The organism is Pseudomonas sp. D3-10 (genome assembly GCF_051132175.1).
Lineage (GTDB): Bacteria > Pseudomonadota > Gammaproteobacteria > Pseudomonadales > Pseudomonadaceae > Aquipseudomonas.
In genome coordinates this window covers 1,334,618-1,348,789 of sequence record NZ_CP071668.1, presented here as the reverse complement: position 1 = coordinate 1,348,789, position 14,172 = coordinate 1,334,618, and the positions used below count along the sequence as shown (strand labels likewise).

Below are 14,172 nucleotides of genomic sequence, written 5' to 3'. Positions count from 1 at the left end.
TGCATGGGTGCGCTTACAGCTTGTCGCTGTGCTCGCCCAGGTAGGCAGCTACACCTTCAGGCGATGCGGTCATGCCCTTGTCGCCTTTTTTCCAGTTGGCCGGGCAGACTTCGCCATGCTCTTCGTGGAACTGCAGGGCGTCAACCAGACGGATCAGCTCTTCCATGTTACGTCCCAGCGGCAGGTCGTTGATGATCTGCGAACGGACCACGCCTTTGTCGTCGATCAGGAACGCGCCACGGAAGGCCACGCCGCCTTCGGACTCAACGTCGTAGGCCTTGGCGATTTCGTGCTTCATGTCGGCAGCCATGGTGTATTTCACCGGGCCAATGCCACCGGCATTGATGGCGGTGTTGCGCCAGGCGTTGTGGGTGAAGTGCGAGTCGATCGAAACGGCGACCACTTCAACGTTGCGCGCCTTGAAGTCGTCCATGCGGTGATCCAGTGCGATCAGCTCGGACGGGCAAACGAAAGTGAAGTCCAGCGGGTAGAAGAACACCAGGCCGTATTTGCCTTTGATGGCCGAGGACAGGGTGAAGCTGTCGACGATTTCGCCATTGCCGAGGACGGCGGGAACGGTGAAGTCAGGGGCTTGTTTGCCTACGAGTACGCTCATTGGATATCTCCTGGTGTAGTAACGTGAAAACAAGGTCCGCGCCAGCCTGCCACCCTCAGGCGACAGCCCTGTGACACGAACCCGCTTTGCAAGGACCGACCATCATACACCGCACGTTTGGCCTGTCCTCAACGGTTTTTTGGCGGCCCTGGAAATCCGATGCCCGCTTGATGGCAGGCGCTCGACGCCGTTCGTCAACCAGCGCAGGAAACCACTTTGACAATCATTCTCGTTCACATTAAGATCCGTCTCAATTGAGTCACAACCAGCGACGGTTCTCACTTATGTATGTATGCCTCTGCACTGGCGTCACCGACGGACAAATCCGCGAAGCGATCTATGAGGGTTGCTGCAGCTACCGGGAAGTCCGCCAGGCCACCGGCGTAGCCAGCCAATGCGGCAAATGCGCCTGCCTCGCCAAGGAAGTGGTGCGTGAAACCCTCGCCAAAGTTCAGACCGCGCAAGCCTCGATCCCTTATCCGGCAGAATTTACGGCCGCATAAATCCAGATATTCAAAGAACCGGACTCAATGTCCGGTTTTTTTATGCCCGAAAATCAAATGCTTAGCTTCCAGACGCGGAACACAAACATTCTTATTCCGATTAATTTTCATTTATTATTCAATAACTTAGGTTTGACACTCGTAATAGCTCGGCTCAAACTCCGCCTTAATACACAGTTATCAGGGCAGGCCCTCATCATGAAAGGCGACATTACAGTCATCCAGCATCTCAACAAGATCCTTGCCAATGAGCTGGTCGCGATCAATCAGTACTTCTTGCATGCACGCATGTACGAGGATTGGGGCCTGAACAAGCTGGGCAAGCACGAGTACCACGAATCCATCGATGAAATGAAACATGCGGACAAGCTGATCAAGCGAATCCTGTTTCTCGAAGGCCTGCCGAACGTCCAGGACCTGGGCAAGCTGCACATCGGCGAACATACCCGTGAAATGCTCGAATGCGACCTGCGCATCGAGCGCACCGGCCACGCCGACCTGAAAGCCGCCATTGCCCATTGCGAAAGCGTTGGCGACTTCGGTAGCCGCGAACTGCTGGAAGACATTCTCGAATCCGAGGAAGAGCACATCGACTGGCTCGAAACCCAGCTGGGCCTGATCGACAAGATCGGTCTGGAAAATTACCTGCAATCGCAGATGGGCGAAGAATAAGCGCCCTCGAAAGCAAGCCATTAAAAAGCCCCGCCCTCTTTCGAGGTGCGGGGCTTTTTATTGCCTGGATGGCCAGGCTCCTACAGTACTGCGGTCGATCAGGCTTCGGACTTGTTAGCCGCCGCTGCTTCCACAGCTGCCTTGATCGTGGACTGCAACGAACCGTCGGCGGCCATCTCGGTCATGATGTCACTGCCGCCGATCAGCTCACCGCCAACCCACAACTGTGGGAAGGTTGGCCAGTTGGCATACTTGGGCAGGTTGGCGCGGATTTCCGGGTTCTGCAGGATGTCCACGTAGGCGAACTTCTCGCCACACGCCATCACCGCCTGAGCAGCCTTGGCCGAGAAGCCGCACTGTGGGGCGTTCGGCGAGCCTTTCATGTAGAGCAGGATGGTGTTGTTGGCAATCTGTTCTTTGATCGTTTCGATGATATCCACGGAGCACCTCGGCTTGAACTTTTGCGACTACAGATGTCGACACGGTGGCGCATTGTAACGGAAAGCCGAGCACCTTGCTCGGTCCGCCCCGGGGACAATTTTACGCAGCCGCCACCTTCACCGGAACACCGTTCAGCGCCGCGTTGCCGGATAACTCATCGAGCTGGCGCTCATCGGTCAGGTCGTTGGCGCTGGACCCAGGCTGTCCGCTGGCGATGGTCATCTGCACGCCAGGACGAGCATGCCCCCAACCGTGAGGAAGGCTGACCACGCCTTTCATCATGTCCGGGCTGCTCTGGACCTCCACTTCAATCACGCCGACCCGGGAGCTGACCTTCACGCGCTGCCCATCGACCAGCCCCCGGCTGGCAAGGTCTTGCGGATGCATCAGCAATTGATGACGCGGCTTGCCTTTCACCAGCCGGTGGAAATTATGCATCCATGAGTTATTGCTGCGCACATGGCGCCGGCCAATCATCAACAACTCGTCCGCTGCCGGCGCTCGCAACGCGGCAAAGCGCGCCAGGTCGGCGAGGATGACGGCGGGCGCAGCCTGCACGCGGCCATTTTCGGTTTTCAACCGGGCCGTCAGATTGGGCTTGAGCGCTCCGAGTTCGATACCGTGGGGATGATCGAACAGCGTTGCCAAGGACAACCTGTAGGGCGAAGCATCGCCATACATCCCGGCTCGCAGGCCGAAATCGATCATCTGCGCCGGCGGCATCGTCGGCTTGAGCTCCTTGCCGGTCCGGGCGGCAAAAGCCTTGGCCAGGCCGACAAAAATTTCCCAATCGTGCAGCGCTCCCTCGGGCTTGGGCAGGATGGCCCGGTTGAAGCGGCTGACGTTACGCACGGCGAACAGGTTGAACGTGGTGTCGTAATGATCATTTTCCAGGGCCGAGGTCGACGGCAGGATCAAGTCGGCGTAGCGCGTGGTTTCGTTGATGTACAAGTCGATGCTGACCATGAACTCAAGCCCATCCAGCGCTTGCTCGAGCTGCCGTCCGTTAGGCGTGGACAGCACGGGGTTGCCGGCCACGGTGACCAGCGCACGGATCTGCCCTTCGCCCTCGGTGAGCATTTCTTCAGCGAGGGTCGATACAGGCAACTCGCCCGCATATTCGGGACGCCCGGATACACGGCTTTGCCAGCGATTGAAATGCCCGCCCGAAGTGGTCGCCACCAAATCCACCGCTGGCTCGGTGCACAGTGCCCCGCCCACTCGATCGAGATTGCCGGTCACCAGGTTGATCACTTGGATCAGCCAGTGGCACAGCGTGCCGAAAGCCTGGGTCGAAACACCCATCCTGCCATAGCACACGGCCGACGGCGCGGCAGCGAAATCACGGGCCAATTGGCGGATCTGCGGGGCAGGCACCCCACAAAGCGGGCTCATGGCCTCTGCGGTGAAAGGTGCAACGGCCTGGCGCACCTCTTCGAGGCCGTCCACCGGCAAATGACTGCCACGCGTCAGTCCTTCGCTGAACAAGGTGCCAAGCAAGCCAAACAGCAGCGCGGCATCGCCGCCGGGGCGTACGAATACATGCTGGTCGGCGATGGCCGCCGTCTCGCTGCGCCGCGGATCGACCACCACCACCCGGCCGCCCCGGGACTGGATTGCCTTCAGCCGTTTCTCCACATCCGGCACGGTCATGATGCTGCCATTGGAAGCCAGCGGATTACCCCCCAGGATCAGCATGAAATCGGTGTGATCGATGTCCGGTATCGGCAGCAGCAAGCCGTGACCGTACATCAAGTGACTGGTCAGGTGATGGGGCAATTGATCAACCGAAGTCGCCGAAAAGCGGCTGCGGGTTTTCAACAAGCCGAGGAAATAGTTGCTGTGGGTCATCAATCCATAGTTGTGCACGCTGGGGTTGCCCTGATAGACCCCCACCGCGTTCTGGCCGTGGCGCTCCTGGATCGCCGCAAGGCGTTCGGCCACCAAGGCAAAGGCGTCGTCCCAGGCGATGGGCAGCCACTCGCCGCCGACTCGTTGCATGGGCTGGCGCAGGCGGTCCGGATCGTTCTGGATATCCTGCAACGCCACGGCCTTGGGGCAGATGTGCCCACGACTGAAACTGTCCAGCGGATCACCCTTGATCGAGGTGATCGCCAGGCCTTGGCCTTCGGTTTCGGTGGTTTCGAGAGTCAGGCCACAGATGGCCTCGCACAGATGGCACGCACGGTGATGGAGGGTCTTGGTCATGGCCAGCCTCTGTTTTATTCGTAGCGGGCACTTTGGGCCGCGGGAACAAAACTATGGCGCGGGATGCCCGGTAGCGCCAGCGACGTTCGTCCTGTGAATCGCCAGGCATCATGCCCGCCGATGCGTCGCTGTCAAGGCTGCTCGGGAGGAGGCGCCAGCAGTTGGATTTCCTCGATGGTCTGCACTTCCTCCTGGGCCATGGGCACCCCGGTCAACTCGCCAATCAAGCGCCAGTGCTCATCGAGACCACCGCTGATCGTGGCCATCCGATCGATCATGCGGCGCCCCGCCGCCTTGGTCACTTCGTCATCGCTGCGCAGCAATTCGAATGACATGGACGTCACCGAAGCGGTCAGGTGGGTCAGGGTGCGTGCCGTCAGCCCCAACAGTTCCATCAGTCGTTGCTCTTTCGAATCCATTTCGGGGCTCCTGCGGCTAGGGGTTCATTTATAACCCAGGGTCCTGCATTAGGAAATATTTCACATTGGGCAACAGACCGACGACCCGGGCCAGCGGGTCAAAAACCGACCGCCAACCACCCGATGCCCGCCCAGCTCGATTGCCAAGCGACGCAACGCCAGTGTACAAATGAACCCGCTGCTGTCAGGAAACCGGCCTCAACCACGCCAATGCAACTCTGCATTGGCCTCGCTGAAATCCCTCATAACCGTAGCCTATTGGTAAGACGCGACATTTAATGTCAATATCGCGCCTTTCCCCTATTTCGTCGCCCCGTGCGGCTTTTGCCGCAGGTCTCGCCCGTTTTTCCATGAAACAAGGCTCTGAGCATCTGCGGTCCGTTACAAAAAGGTAGTCAATCATGAGCGCAAGGCACTTTCTCTCCCTGATGGATTTCACGCCCGATGAGTTGCTCGCCGTGATCCGTCGAGGCGTTGAGCTCAAGGACCTGCGTAAACGCGGCGTACTGTTCGAGCCCTTGAAAAACCGTGTGCTGGGGATGATTTTCGAGAAGTCATCCACGCGCACGCGCATCTCTTTCGAAGCCGGCATGATCCAGCTTGGCGGCCAGGCGATTTTCCTGTCGCCCCGCGACACTCAACTGGGACGTGGCGAGCCGATCAGCGATTGCGCCATCGTCATGTCGAGCATGCTCGACGCCGTGATGATCCGTACCTTTGCCCACAGTACCCTGACCGAATTCGCCGCCTATTCCCGCGTGCCGGTGATCAACGGCCTATCCGACGATCTGCACCCTTGCCAGCTGTTGGCCGACATGCAGACCTTCCTCGAGCACCGCGGCTCGATCCAGGGCAAAACCGTTGCCTGGGTCGGCGATGGCAACAACATGTGCAACAGCTATATAGAAGCGTCGATGCAATTCGACTTCCAGCTACGGATCGCTTGCCCTGAAGGCTATGACCCGGATGCAGAACTGCTCGTCAAGGCCGGGGACCGGGTGTCGCTGGTCCGTGATCCGAAGCTGGCCGTGGCCGGCGCGCACCTGGTGAGCACCGACGTCTGGACCTCCATGGGCCAGGAAGAGGAAGCCGCCAAGCGCGTCAAGCTGTTCGCGCCGTTGCAGGTCACACGGGCCCTGCTCGACCTGGCGGACGCCGAGGTGCTGTTCATGCATTGCCTACCCGCCCATCGCGGCGAGGAAATCAGCCTCGACCTGCTGGAAGACCCGCGATCCGTCGCTTGGGACCAGGCAGAAAACCGTCTCCACGCACAGAAGGCCCTGCTCGAATTCCTCGTCGAGCCGGCGTATCACCACGCATGAGTCACTCCTTGTTACTGAATCTGCATAACCTGGCCTGCGGGTACCAGGACCAGCGAGTCGTCCAGAACCTCAACCTGCACCTCAATGCGGGCGACATCGGCTGCTTGCTGGGCTCGTCCGGGTGCGGCAAGACCACGACCCTGCGGGCCATCGCCGGTTTCGAACCGGTACACGAAGGCGAGATCCAGTTGGCCGGGGAAATCATTTCCCGCGCGGGTTTCACCTTGGCCCCGGAAAAACGTCGCATCGGCATGGTATTCCAGGACTACGCACTGTTCCCGCACCTCAGTGTCGCCGAGAACATGGCATTCGGCATTCGTAAACACCCTGGCAAGAACCGTGTGGTCGAAGAGCTGCTGGAACTGGTCAACCTGAAGAACCTCGGTAAACGTTTTCCCCATGAGCTCTCCGGAGGCCAGCAACAACGCGTGGCGCTCGCCAGGGCATTGGCGCCCGAGCCGCAATTGCTGCTGCTCGACGAGCCCTTCTCCAACCTCGATGGCGAGCTGCGACGCAAGCTCAGCCATGAGGTGCGGGACATCCTCAAGGCTCGCGGCACCAGCGCGATTCTGGTGACCCATGACCAGGAAGAAGCCTTCGCCGTGAGTGATCATGTCGGCGTATTCCGGGAGGGTCGGCTGGAACAGTGGGATACGCCCTACAACCTTTACCACGAACCCCTGACGCCTTATGTCGCCAGCTTTATCGGCCAGGGCTATTTCATCCGAGGCCGGCTCGACAGCCCGGAATCAGTGCAGACCGAATTGGGGACGCTACGGGGAAACCGGGCCTATACCTGGCCCATCGGCAGTGCCGTGGATGTGCTGCTGCGCCCGGACGATATCGTCTACGCGCCTGACAGCCCGCTCACGGCTACCATCGTCGGTAAGACTTTTCTGGGCGCTTCGACCTTGTATCGCCTGCAATTGCCGACGGGTGCGCAACTGGAATCGATTTTCCCAAGCCACGCCGACCATCAGGTCGGGGCGACTGTCGGTATTCGCGTGGCCGCCGAACACCTGGTGCTGTTCCAGGCCTCGGGCAGTACGGCAGCGCATTTGCCGTCGATCGACAGCGGCGTGCGACGGCATAGCGTCGCCAATTGACGCTACACCCTGTGGGAGCGAGCAAGCGCGCCCCCACAGAACCTCATTGACCTCAACCGACTGATAGAGTCCCGCTGGCCACCAACGTGGCATGCCCACCGATCTTCACCCGGTCACCTTCCAGCCGGCAGAACAATGCCCCTCCCCTTGCCGAGCATTGATACGCCGTCAGCCCGAGCTTGTTCAGCCGCTTGGACCAGTAGGGAATAAGGCTGCAATGAGTCGACCCGGTGACCGGATCCTCATTGATACCAATCGCCGGAGCAAAATAGCGCGAGACGAAATCGTGCTTGCTTCCCGGCGCGGTCACGATCGCGCCAGGCCATGGCAGTTTCGCCAGGGCCGCCATGTCCGGCTTGCATTCGAGCACCGCCTGCTCCGACTCCAATACCACGAACAATTCGTTGGAACTCAGCACATCCACCGCCTCGACACCCAAGGCACTCTGGACCGCCAGGGACGCGCCCAATTCGGCCGGCACGATGGCAGGGAAATCCAACCACAGCCGTTCGCCCTCGCGCGTGACGCTCAGCGCTCCGGATTTGCAGATGAAGTCCAGCCGCTCCACGGTTTCGTGATAGACCTCGAACAACACATAAGCGCTGGCCAACGTGGCATGACCACACAAGGGCACCTCGGTGGTCGGGGTGAACCAGCGGATATGCCAGTGCTGGTTTTCGCGCACCAAAAACGCGGTTTCAGCCAGGTTATGTTCGGCGGCAATCTTTTGCATCAGGTCATCGGCAAGCCAGGCATCGAGCCGATAGACCATCGCCGGGTTACCGCCAAAGGGCCGGTCACTGAACGCATCGACCTGATGAAACGCAAGCTGCATGGCACATCTCCTTTTTTATGATGCGTGAGCATGAGCTGCGCAGGCACCGTTTATCCAGTGACAGATCGACACAATTTTCGCCTTACACATTGAAAGGTTGGACGCCTGGACGGTTGGAAAGATTCATCCTGGCAGAGGCGCTTGCTCCTCACCCGCGGCCAATATCCGCAAACGCCGCTCCGGTATGCTCCGCCAGCAACGCGGGCGCCAACTCCACCTCCAGGCCTCGTCTTCCCGCGCTGACGAACACAGTGGGGAACGGCTGTGCGGATGAGTCGATAAACGTGCGCAGGCGCTTCTTCTGTCCCAGCGGACTGATGCCCCCCAGCAAATAACCTGTCGAACGCTGCGCGGCGGCTGGATCGGCCATCTCGACTTTCTTTACCCCGGCCGCATGGGCCAGCGCTTTGAGGTCCAGACTCCCGGCGACCGGCACCACCGCCACCAGCAATTCACCTTTCTCACTCGCGGCCAACAGCGTCTTGAACACTCGCGCCGGTTCCAGAGCCAGTTTCTCTGCGGCTTCCAGACCATAGGACGCGGCCTTGGGGTCATGTTCGTAACTGTGAATACGATGTTCGGCACGCACTTTTTTCAGCAGATCCAATGCGGGGGTCATGACCGCTCCTGACAGGGAAACAACAAAAAGAGTGGCGAGAATTCTAAGCGATCCCCAGGCAAAAGGCTGCGCAGACCGCCGATGTCGACGCCGCGCCACGCCGGAAAAATTCATTATGGAACGAATAATCCCAATATGACCGACGGTTCACTTTCGACCTTTGACAGCGGCGTTTCTTGTCTATATTTTTTCGAAACTGAAAGCAGAAACGCGTGTCTCAAGCAACACCCCGAGCGCAGGATGGGGATCCGGCACTCGGCGAAAAGGCGACGACGGGTTGTTTTCCGCCGCGCAGGACAACAAAAAGAACCGAGGTTTGAATGACGACTGCTTTACAACAACCTTCGCTCTCCAGCCAATGCCTGGCGGAGTTCCTGGGTACGGCCCTGTTGATTTTTTTCGGCACCGGTTGCGTTGCAGCGCTCAAGGTCGCGGGCGCCAGTTTCGGCTTGTGGGAAATCAGCATCATCTGGGGCGTCGGTGTCAGCATGGCGATTTATTTCAGCGCGGGCATTTCCGGCGCACATCTGAACCCCGCCGTCAGCATCGCCCTGTGCATTTTCACTGACTTCGAAAAACGCAAACTGCCTTTCTATATCGTTTGCCAAGTGACCGGCGCGTTCTGCGGCGCACTGCTGGTCTACACGCTGTACAGCAATTTGTTCTTCGATTTCGAACAGTCCCGCCACATGATCCGGGGCACCGTGGCCAGCCTCGAACTGGCGTCGGTGTTCTCCACCTACCCCCACCCGGCACTGTCCACCGGCCAAGCTTTCCTGGTCGAGATGATCATCACCGCCATCCTGATGGGCGTGATCATGTCCTTGACCGATGATAACAACGGCCTGCCGCGCGGCCCGCTGGCGCCGCTGCTGATCGGCTTGCTGATCGCCGTGATCGGCAGTTCGATGGGGCCACTGACAGGTTTCGCGATGAACCCGGCGCGGGATTTCGGTCCGAAATTGATGACTTTCTTCGCTGGCTGGGGTGAAATTTCACTCACCGGGGCGCGTGACATTCCATACTTCCTCGTACCGATTTTTGCGCCGATCCTTGGCGCATGCCTGGGTGCTGCTGCTTATCGCGGGCTCATCGCTCGCCACCTGCCCAGCGCCGTGGTTGCTGCAAAGGAGCCAGAGCCGGCCATTGATGGCAAGCCCAGAACGTCCTGAAACAGTCGGCGCGGGCGCCTGTCATTCGAGCTCCCGCCCTGGCCTCTTCCTTAATTACGTTACCTAAGTCCCAAGGCAATCGACATGACCGACATTGAGAATAAGAACTACATCATTGCCCTCGACCAGGGCACGACCAGCTCACGTGCCATTATTTTCGACCGTGACGCCAACGTGGTCTGCACGGCCCAACGAGAATTCGTCCAGCATTACCCACAGCCAGGCTGGGTCGAACACGATCCGATGGAGATCTTCGCCACCCAGAGCGCGGTCATGGTCGAAGCGCTTGCCCAGGCCGGGCTGCATCACGACCAGGTCGCCGCCATCGGCATCACCAACCAGCGCGAAACCACGGTGGTCTGGGACAAGTCGACCGGCAGGCCGATCTACAACGCCATTGTCTGGCAATGTCGGCGCAGCACTGAAATCTGCCAGCAGCTCAAGCGTGACGGCCATGAGCAGTACATCAGCGAAGCCACCGGCCTGGTCACCGATCCGTATTTTTCCGGCACCAAGCTCAAGTGGATCCTGGATAACGTCGAAGGCAGCCGCGAGCGCGCACGCAACGGCGAGTTGCTGTTCGGCACCGTGGACAGCTGGCTGATCTGGAAATTTACCGGCGGCAAGGTCCATGTCACCGACTACACCAACGCCTCGCGCACCATGCTTTTCAACATCCATACGCTGGAGTGGGACGCGAAGATGCTCGACATCCTCAACATCCCTCGGGAAATGCTGCCGGAGGTCAAATCGTCCTCACAAATCTACGGCCGCACCAAGAGCGGCATCGCCATCGGCGGTATCGCCGGTGACCAGCAGGCCGCCCTGTTCGGCCAGATGTGCGTGGAACCGGGCCAGGCGAAAAACACCTACGGCACCGGCTGTTTCCTGCTGATGAATACCGGTGACAAAGCGGTCAAATCCAATCACGGCATGCTCACCACCATCGCCTGCGGCCCTCGCGGTGAAGTGGCCTATGCCCTGGAAGGCGCAGTGTTCAATGGCGGGTCTACCGTTCAGTGGCTGCGCGATGAACTGAAGATCATCAACGATGCGCTCGACACCGAGTACTTCGCCAACAAGGTCAAGGACAGCAATGGGGTGTATCTGGTCCCGGCGTTCACTGGCCTGGGCGCGCCTTACTGGGACCCTTATGCCCGTGGCGCGCTGTTCGGCCTGACCCGTGGCGTGCGGGTCGACCATATTATCCGGGCCACGCTGGAATCCATCGCCTACCAGACCCGCGATCTGCTCGACGCCATGCAGCAAGACTCCGGCGAGCGCCTCAAGTCCTTGCGCGTAGACGGCGGCGCGGTGGCCAACAACTTCCTCATGCAATTCCAGGCGGATATCCTTGGCACCCAGGTCGAACGCCCAAAAATGCGCGAAACCACTGCCCTCGGTGCAGCGTACCTGGCCGGCCTGGCGTGCGGTTTCTGGAGCAGCCTGGAAGAACTGCGCGGCAAAGCGGTAATCGAGCGTGAGTTCGAACCGCAACTGGACGAGCAAGCCAAGGAAAAACTCTACGCTGGCTGGAAAAAAGCCGTCAGCCGCACCCGCGATTGGGAGCCCCACGAAGACGCCGAATAAGGCCCGTTAAAGTTCTGAAACTGGTCGGGAGGGGATTCCTGCGGCATCATGGGCAAATTTTGAATGGCAGCCCAAAGGAAGCCCCATGAATCTGCCTCCCCGCCAGCAACAAATCCTCGAACTGGTCCGCGAACGCGGCTATGTCAGCATCGAGGAAATGGCGCAATTATTCGTCGTCACCCCACAGACCATCCGCCGCGACATCAATCAATTGGCGGAAGCGAATCTGTTGCGCCGCTATCACGGCGGCGCGGCTTACGATTCAAGCGTGGAAAACACCGCCTACGCCATGCGCGCGGACCAGATGCGCGATGAGAAGCAACGCATCGCCGAAGCCATCGCCGCCCAGATTCCCGATCACGCGTCGCTGTTCATCAACATCGGCACCACCACCGAATCCATCGCCCGGGCGCTGCTCAATCACAACCACCTCAAAGTCATCACCAACAACCTGCACGTGGCGTCGATCCTCAGCGCAAAGGATGATTTCGAAGTCCTGATCGCCGGCGGCAATGTGCGACGCGACGGCGGCGTGGTTGGCCAGGCCAGTGTCGACTTCATCAGCCAGTTCAAGGTCGACTTCGCCCTGGTGGGCATCAGCGGCATCGATGAGGACGGAAGCCTGCTGGACTTCGATTACCAGGAAGTGCGGGTGTCCCAAGCCATCATCGCCAACGCTCGGCAGGTGCTGTTGGCAGCAGATTCCAGCAAATTCGGGCGCAACGCCATGGTCCGCCTGGGCCCGATCAGCCTGATCGATTGCCTGGTAACCGACCAGCAGCCCGTGCCAGCCCTGGCGCATCTGCTGACCCAGCACAAGATTCGATTGGAAGTGGTCTAGCTCCGCGCCCCGTGCCCAGAACCCTGGTGGCGAGGGGGTTTATCCCCTCGCCACAGAAGCATTCCGCAATTCTCTTTTTGTTCGAAAATTTTCCTTTCGGCGGCATTCGATCAGTATTTTCAATCGAATCCAACTGGCCGTTGCCGTTTTTATGGGCTAGTATTTTTCGCAAATGAACATTAATGTTCGAATTCAAATATTTCGAAAAGAGCCCGAGGCCAGCCGATGCCCACTACCACCTTGCCTACGCCCCCTCTCGCAGAGATCTATGACATCGCCGTTATAGGCGGCGGCATCAATGGCGTGGGGATCGCTGCGGACGCGGCCGGTCGCGGCCTTTCGGTGTTCCTTTGCGAAAAGGACGACCTCGCCAGCCATACTTCTTCAGCCAGCAGCAAGCTGATACATGGCGGCCTGCGCTATCTCGAACATTATGAATTCCGCCTGGTGCGCGAAGCGCTGGCCGAGCGCGAAGTCCTCCTGGCCAAAGCCCCACACATCGTCAAGCAGATGCGCTTCGTGCTGCCCCATCGGCCGCATCTTCGCCCCGCCTGGATGATCCGCGCCGGCCTGTTCCTTTACGATCATCTGGGCAAGCGCGAGCAGCTCGCCGGCTCCAGGAGTTTGAAATTTGGCGCTGACAGCGTACTGAAAAGCGAAATCACCAAGGGCTTCGAATACTCGGACTGCTGGGTTGACGACGCCCGGCTGGTGGTACTCAACGCCATGGCGGCGCGGGAAAAAGGCGCCCACGTACATACCCGCACCCGCTGCGTCAGCGCCCGTCGCAGCAAGGGCCTTTGGCAGTTGCATCTGGAGCGTGCCGACGGCAGCCTGTTTTCGATCCAGGCCAAGGCCCTGGTCAACGCCGCCGGCCCGTGGGTGGCCAAGTTCATTCGTGACGACCTGAAGATGGAATCGCCTTACGGTATCCGCCTGATTCAGGGCAGCCACTTGATCGTTCCGAAACTCTACGAAGGCGAGCATGCGCATATTCTCCAGAACGAGGACCAGCGCATTGTCTTCACTATCCCCTACCTGAACCAGTTCACCCTGATCGGCACGACAGATCGCGAATACACCGGCGATCCGGCGAAGGTCGCGATTACCGAAGGCGAAACCGATTACCTACTGAAAGTGGTCAACGCCCACTTCAAGAAACAGGTCAGCCGCGACGACATCCTGCACAGTTATTCCGGCGTCCGGCCGTTGTGCAACGACGAGTCCGACAACCCTTCCGCCGTAACCCGGGATTACACCCTGGCGCTTTCTGCCGCAGGTCAAGAGGCGCCACTGCTTTCGGTATTCGGTGGCAAGCTGACCACTTACCGCAAGCTGGCCGAATCGGCGATGGCGCAACTGGCGCCATACTTTACGCAGATGCGTCCAAGCTGGACCGCCCTGGCAACCTTGCCGGGGGGCGAAAACATGACGACCCCGCAGGCGCTGTGCTCGGCGATTCGCGACAAGTTCGACTGGCTGCCGACCGACATCGCCCGCCGCTGGGCCACCACGTACGGCAGCCGCACCTGGCGCATGCTCGAAGGCGTACACAACCTCGTCGACCTGGGCGAGCACATTGGCGCAGGCCTCTACACCCGCGAAGTCGATTACCTGTGCAGCGACGAGTGGGCCATCGATGCCCAGGACATCCTCTGGCGCCGCAGCAAGCTGGGCTTGTTTACCACCGCCGCAGAGCAGGACAAGCTCCAGCAGTATCTGCAAAAGGTCGAGCACAATCGGCGCAAAATTGAAGCGGCGTGACAGTACCCGCAAGACCAAAAGCCCCTGAATCTACGATCCAGGGGCTTTTTGCATTTTGGAACAC

Annotated in this window: 14 protein-coding genes; 8 read left to right on the top strand and 6 right to left on the bottom strand. The window is 59.6% G+C overall.

What is annotated here, in order from left to right; all coding sequences use genetic code 11:
* Positions 1-13: 13 nt before the first annotated feature.
* Positions 14-616, bottom strand: coding sequence for a peroxiredoxin (locus J3P90_RS05875; protein ID WP_039591751.1), 603 nt, complete (start codon positions 614-616; stop codon positions 14-16).
* A 284-nt stretch (positions 617-900) separates the two neighbouring features.
* Between J3P90_RS05875 and J3P90_RS05870 the strand changes: the two genes are divergently transcribed.
* Positions 901-1,119 carry a bacterioferritin-associated ferredoxin gene (locus J3P90_RS05870; RefSeq protein ID WP_039591750.1) on the top strand — a complete coding sequence of 73 codons (219 nt, stop codon included), beginning with the start codon at positions 901-903 and terminating at the stop codon, positions 1,117-1,119.
* Between the two features lie 198 nt (positions 1,120-1,317).
* A complete protein-coding gene (gene bfr / locus J3P90_RS05865; protein ID WP_053124544.1) occupies positions 1,318-1,791 on the top strand; it encodes a bacterioferritin in 474 nt (157 codons plus the stop codon).
* A 98-nt stretch (positions 1,792-1,889) separates the two neighbouring features.
* On the opposite strand, the gene grxD is transcribed toward bfr, so the two are convergent.
* The 3 genes from grxD to J3P90_RS05850 all read right to left on the bottom strand — a co-directional run bounded on the left by grxD (position 1,890) and on the right by J3P90_RS05850 (position 4,859).
* On the bottom strand, positions 1,890-2,231 hold the full coding sequence (gene grxD / locus J3P90_RS05860; protein WP_186569763.1) for a Grx4 family monothiol glutaredoxin: 342 nt from the start codon (positions 2,229-2,231) through the stop codon (positions 1,890-1,892).
* Positions 2,232-2,331: 100 nt separating this feature from the next.
* Positions 2,332-4,440, bottom strand: coding sequence for a molybdopterin oxidoreductase family protein (locus J3P90_RS05855; RefSeq protein ID WP_434675966.1), 2,109 nt, complete (start codon positions 4,438-4,440; stop codon positions 2,332-2,334).
* A 131-nt stretch (positions 4,441-4,571) separates the two neighbouring features.
* Positions 4,572-4,859, bottom strand: a complete 288-nt coding sequence (locus J3P90_RS05850; RefSeq protein WP_420765227.1) for a hypothetical protein — start codon at positions 4,857-4,859, stop codon at positions 4,572-4,574.
* A 401-nt stretch (positions 4,860-5,260) separates the two neighbouring features.
* Here J3P90_RS05850 and argF point away from each other — a divergent pair, with 401 nt between their 5' ends.
* Both argF and J3P90_RS05840 read left to right on the top strand, forming a co-directional pair.
* Positions 5,261-6,181, top strand: coding sequence for an ornithine carbamoyltransferase (gene argF, locus J3P90_RS05845; protein ID WP_434675965.1), 921 nt, complete (start codon positions 5,261-5,263; stop codon positions 6,179-6,181).
* Positions 6,178-7,287, top strand: coding sequence for an ABC transporter ATP-binding protein (locus J3P90_RS05840; protein ID WP_434675964.1), 1,110 nt, complete (start codon positions 6,178-6,180; stop codon positions 7,285-7,287). The genes argF and J3P90_RS05840 overlap by 4 nt, the downstream gene beginning before the upstream one ends.
* Positions 7,288-7,339: 52 nt before the next feature.
* Here J3P90_RS05840 and J3P90_RS05835 read toward each other — a convergent pair whose 3' ends face one another.
* Together J3P90_RS05835 and ybaK are read right to left on the bottom strand one after the other, a co-directional pair.
* A complete protein-coding gene (locus J3P90_RS05835) occupies positions 7,340-8,122 on the bottom strand; it encodes a PhzF family phenazine biosynthesis protein (protein ID WP_420765230.1) in 783 nt (260 codons plus the stop codon).
* Positions 8,123-8,270: 148 nt separating this feature from the next.
* Entirely contained in the window at positions 8,271-8,741 is a 471-nt protein-coding gene (ybaK, locus tag J3P90_RS05830; protein WP_420765231.1) for a Cys-tRNA(Pro) deacylase, read from the bottom strand.
* A gap of 320 nt (positions 8,742-9,061) precedes the next feature.
* On the opposite strand from ybaK, the gene J3P90_RS05825 reads away from it, so the two are divergent.
* The 4 genes from J3P90_RS05825 to glpD all read left to right on the top strand — a co-directional run bounded on the left by J3P90_RS05825 (position 9,062) and on the right by glpD (position 14,108).
* Complete coding sequence (locus J3P90_RS05825; protein WP_434675963.1) at positions 9,062-9,913, top strand: MIP/aquaporin family protein; 852 nt, start codon at positions 9,062-9,064, stop codon at positions 9,911-9,913.
* A gap of 84 nt (positions 9,914-9,997) precedes the next feature.
* Positions 9,998-11,503, top strand: coding sequence for a glycerol kinase GlpK (gene glpK, locus J3P90_RS05820; RefSeq protein WP_420765234.1), 1,506 nt, complete (start codon positions 9,998-10,000; stop codon positions 11,501-11,503).
* Positions 11,504-11,588: 85 nt separating this feature from the next.
* On the top strand, positions 11,589-12,344 hold the full coding sequence (locus J3P90_RS05815; protein ID WP_420765235.1) for a DeoR/GlpR family transcriptional regulator: 756 nt from the start codon (positions 11,589-11,591) through the stop codon (positions 12,342-12,344).
* A gap of 225 nt (positions 12,345-12,569) precedes the next feature.
* A complete protein-coding gene (gene glpD, locus J3P90_RS05810) occupies positions 12,570-14,108 on the top strand; it encodes a glycerol-3-phosphate dehydrogenase (protein ID WP_420765236.1) in 1,539 nt (512 codons plus the stop codon).
* Positions 14,109-14,172: the final 64 nt, after the last annotated feature.

Bases quoted from the DNA above. Each gene is read 5' to 3' on its own strand.
- J3P90_RS05875 (WP_039591751.1), bottom strand. From the start codon at position 616: ATGAGCGTACTCGTAGGCAAACAAGCCCCTGACTTCACCGTTCCCGCC.
- J3P90_RS05870 (WP_039591750.1), top strand. From the start codon at position 901: ATGTATGTATGCCTCTGCACTGGCGTCACCGACGGACAAATCCGCGAA.
- bfr (WP_053124544.1), top strand. From the start codon at position 1,318: ATGAAAGGCGACATTACAGTCATCCAGCATCTCAACAAGATCCTTGCC.
- J3P90_RS05855 (WP_434675966.1), bottom strand. From the start codon at position 4,440: ATGACCAAGACCCTCCATCACCGTGCGTGCCATCTGTGCGAGGCCATC.
- J3P90_RS05850 (WP_420765227.1), bottom strand. From the start codon at position 4,859: ATGGATTCGAAAGAGCAACGACTGATGGAACTGTTGGGGCTGACGGCA.
- argF (WP_434675965.1), top strand. From the start codon at position 5,261: ATGAGCGCAAGGCACTTTCTCTCCCTGATGGATTTCACGCCCGATGAG.
- J3P90_RS05840 (WP_434675964.1), top strand. From the start codon at position 6,178: ATGAGTCACTCCTTGTTACTGAATCTGCATAACCTGGCCTGCGGGTAC.
- J3P90_RS05835 (WP_420765230.1), bottom strand. From the start codon at position 8,122: ATGCAGCTTGCGTTTCATCAGGTCGATGCGTTCAGTGACCGGCCCTTT.
- ybaK (WP_420765231.1), bottom strand. From the start codon at position 8,741: ATGACCCCCGCATTGGATCTGCTGAAAAAAGTGCGTGCCGAACATCGT.
- J3P90_RS05825 (WP_434675963.1), top strand. From the start codon at position 9,062: ATGACGACTGCTTTACAACAACCTTCGCTCTCCAGCCAATGCCTGGCG.
- glpK (WP_420765234.1), top strand. From the start codon at position 9,998: ATGACCGACATTGAGAATAAGAACTACATCATTGCCCTCGACCAGGGC.
- J3P90_RS05815 (WP_420765235.1), top strand. From the start codon at position 11,589: ATGAATCTGCCTCCCCGCCAGCAACAAATCCTCGAACTGGTCCGCGAA.
- glpD (WP_420765236.1), top strand. From the start codon at position 12,570: ATGCCCACTACCACCTTGCCTACGCCCCCTCTCGCAGAGATCTATGAC.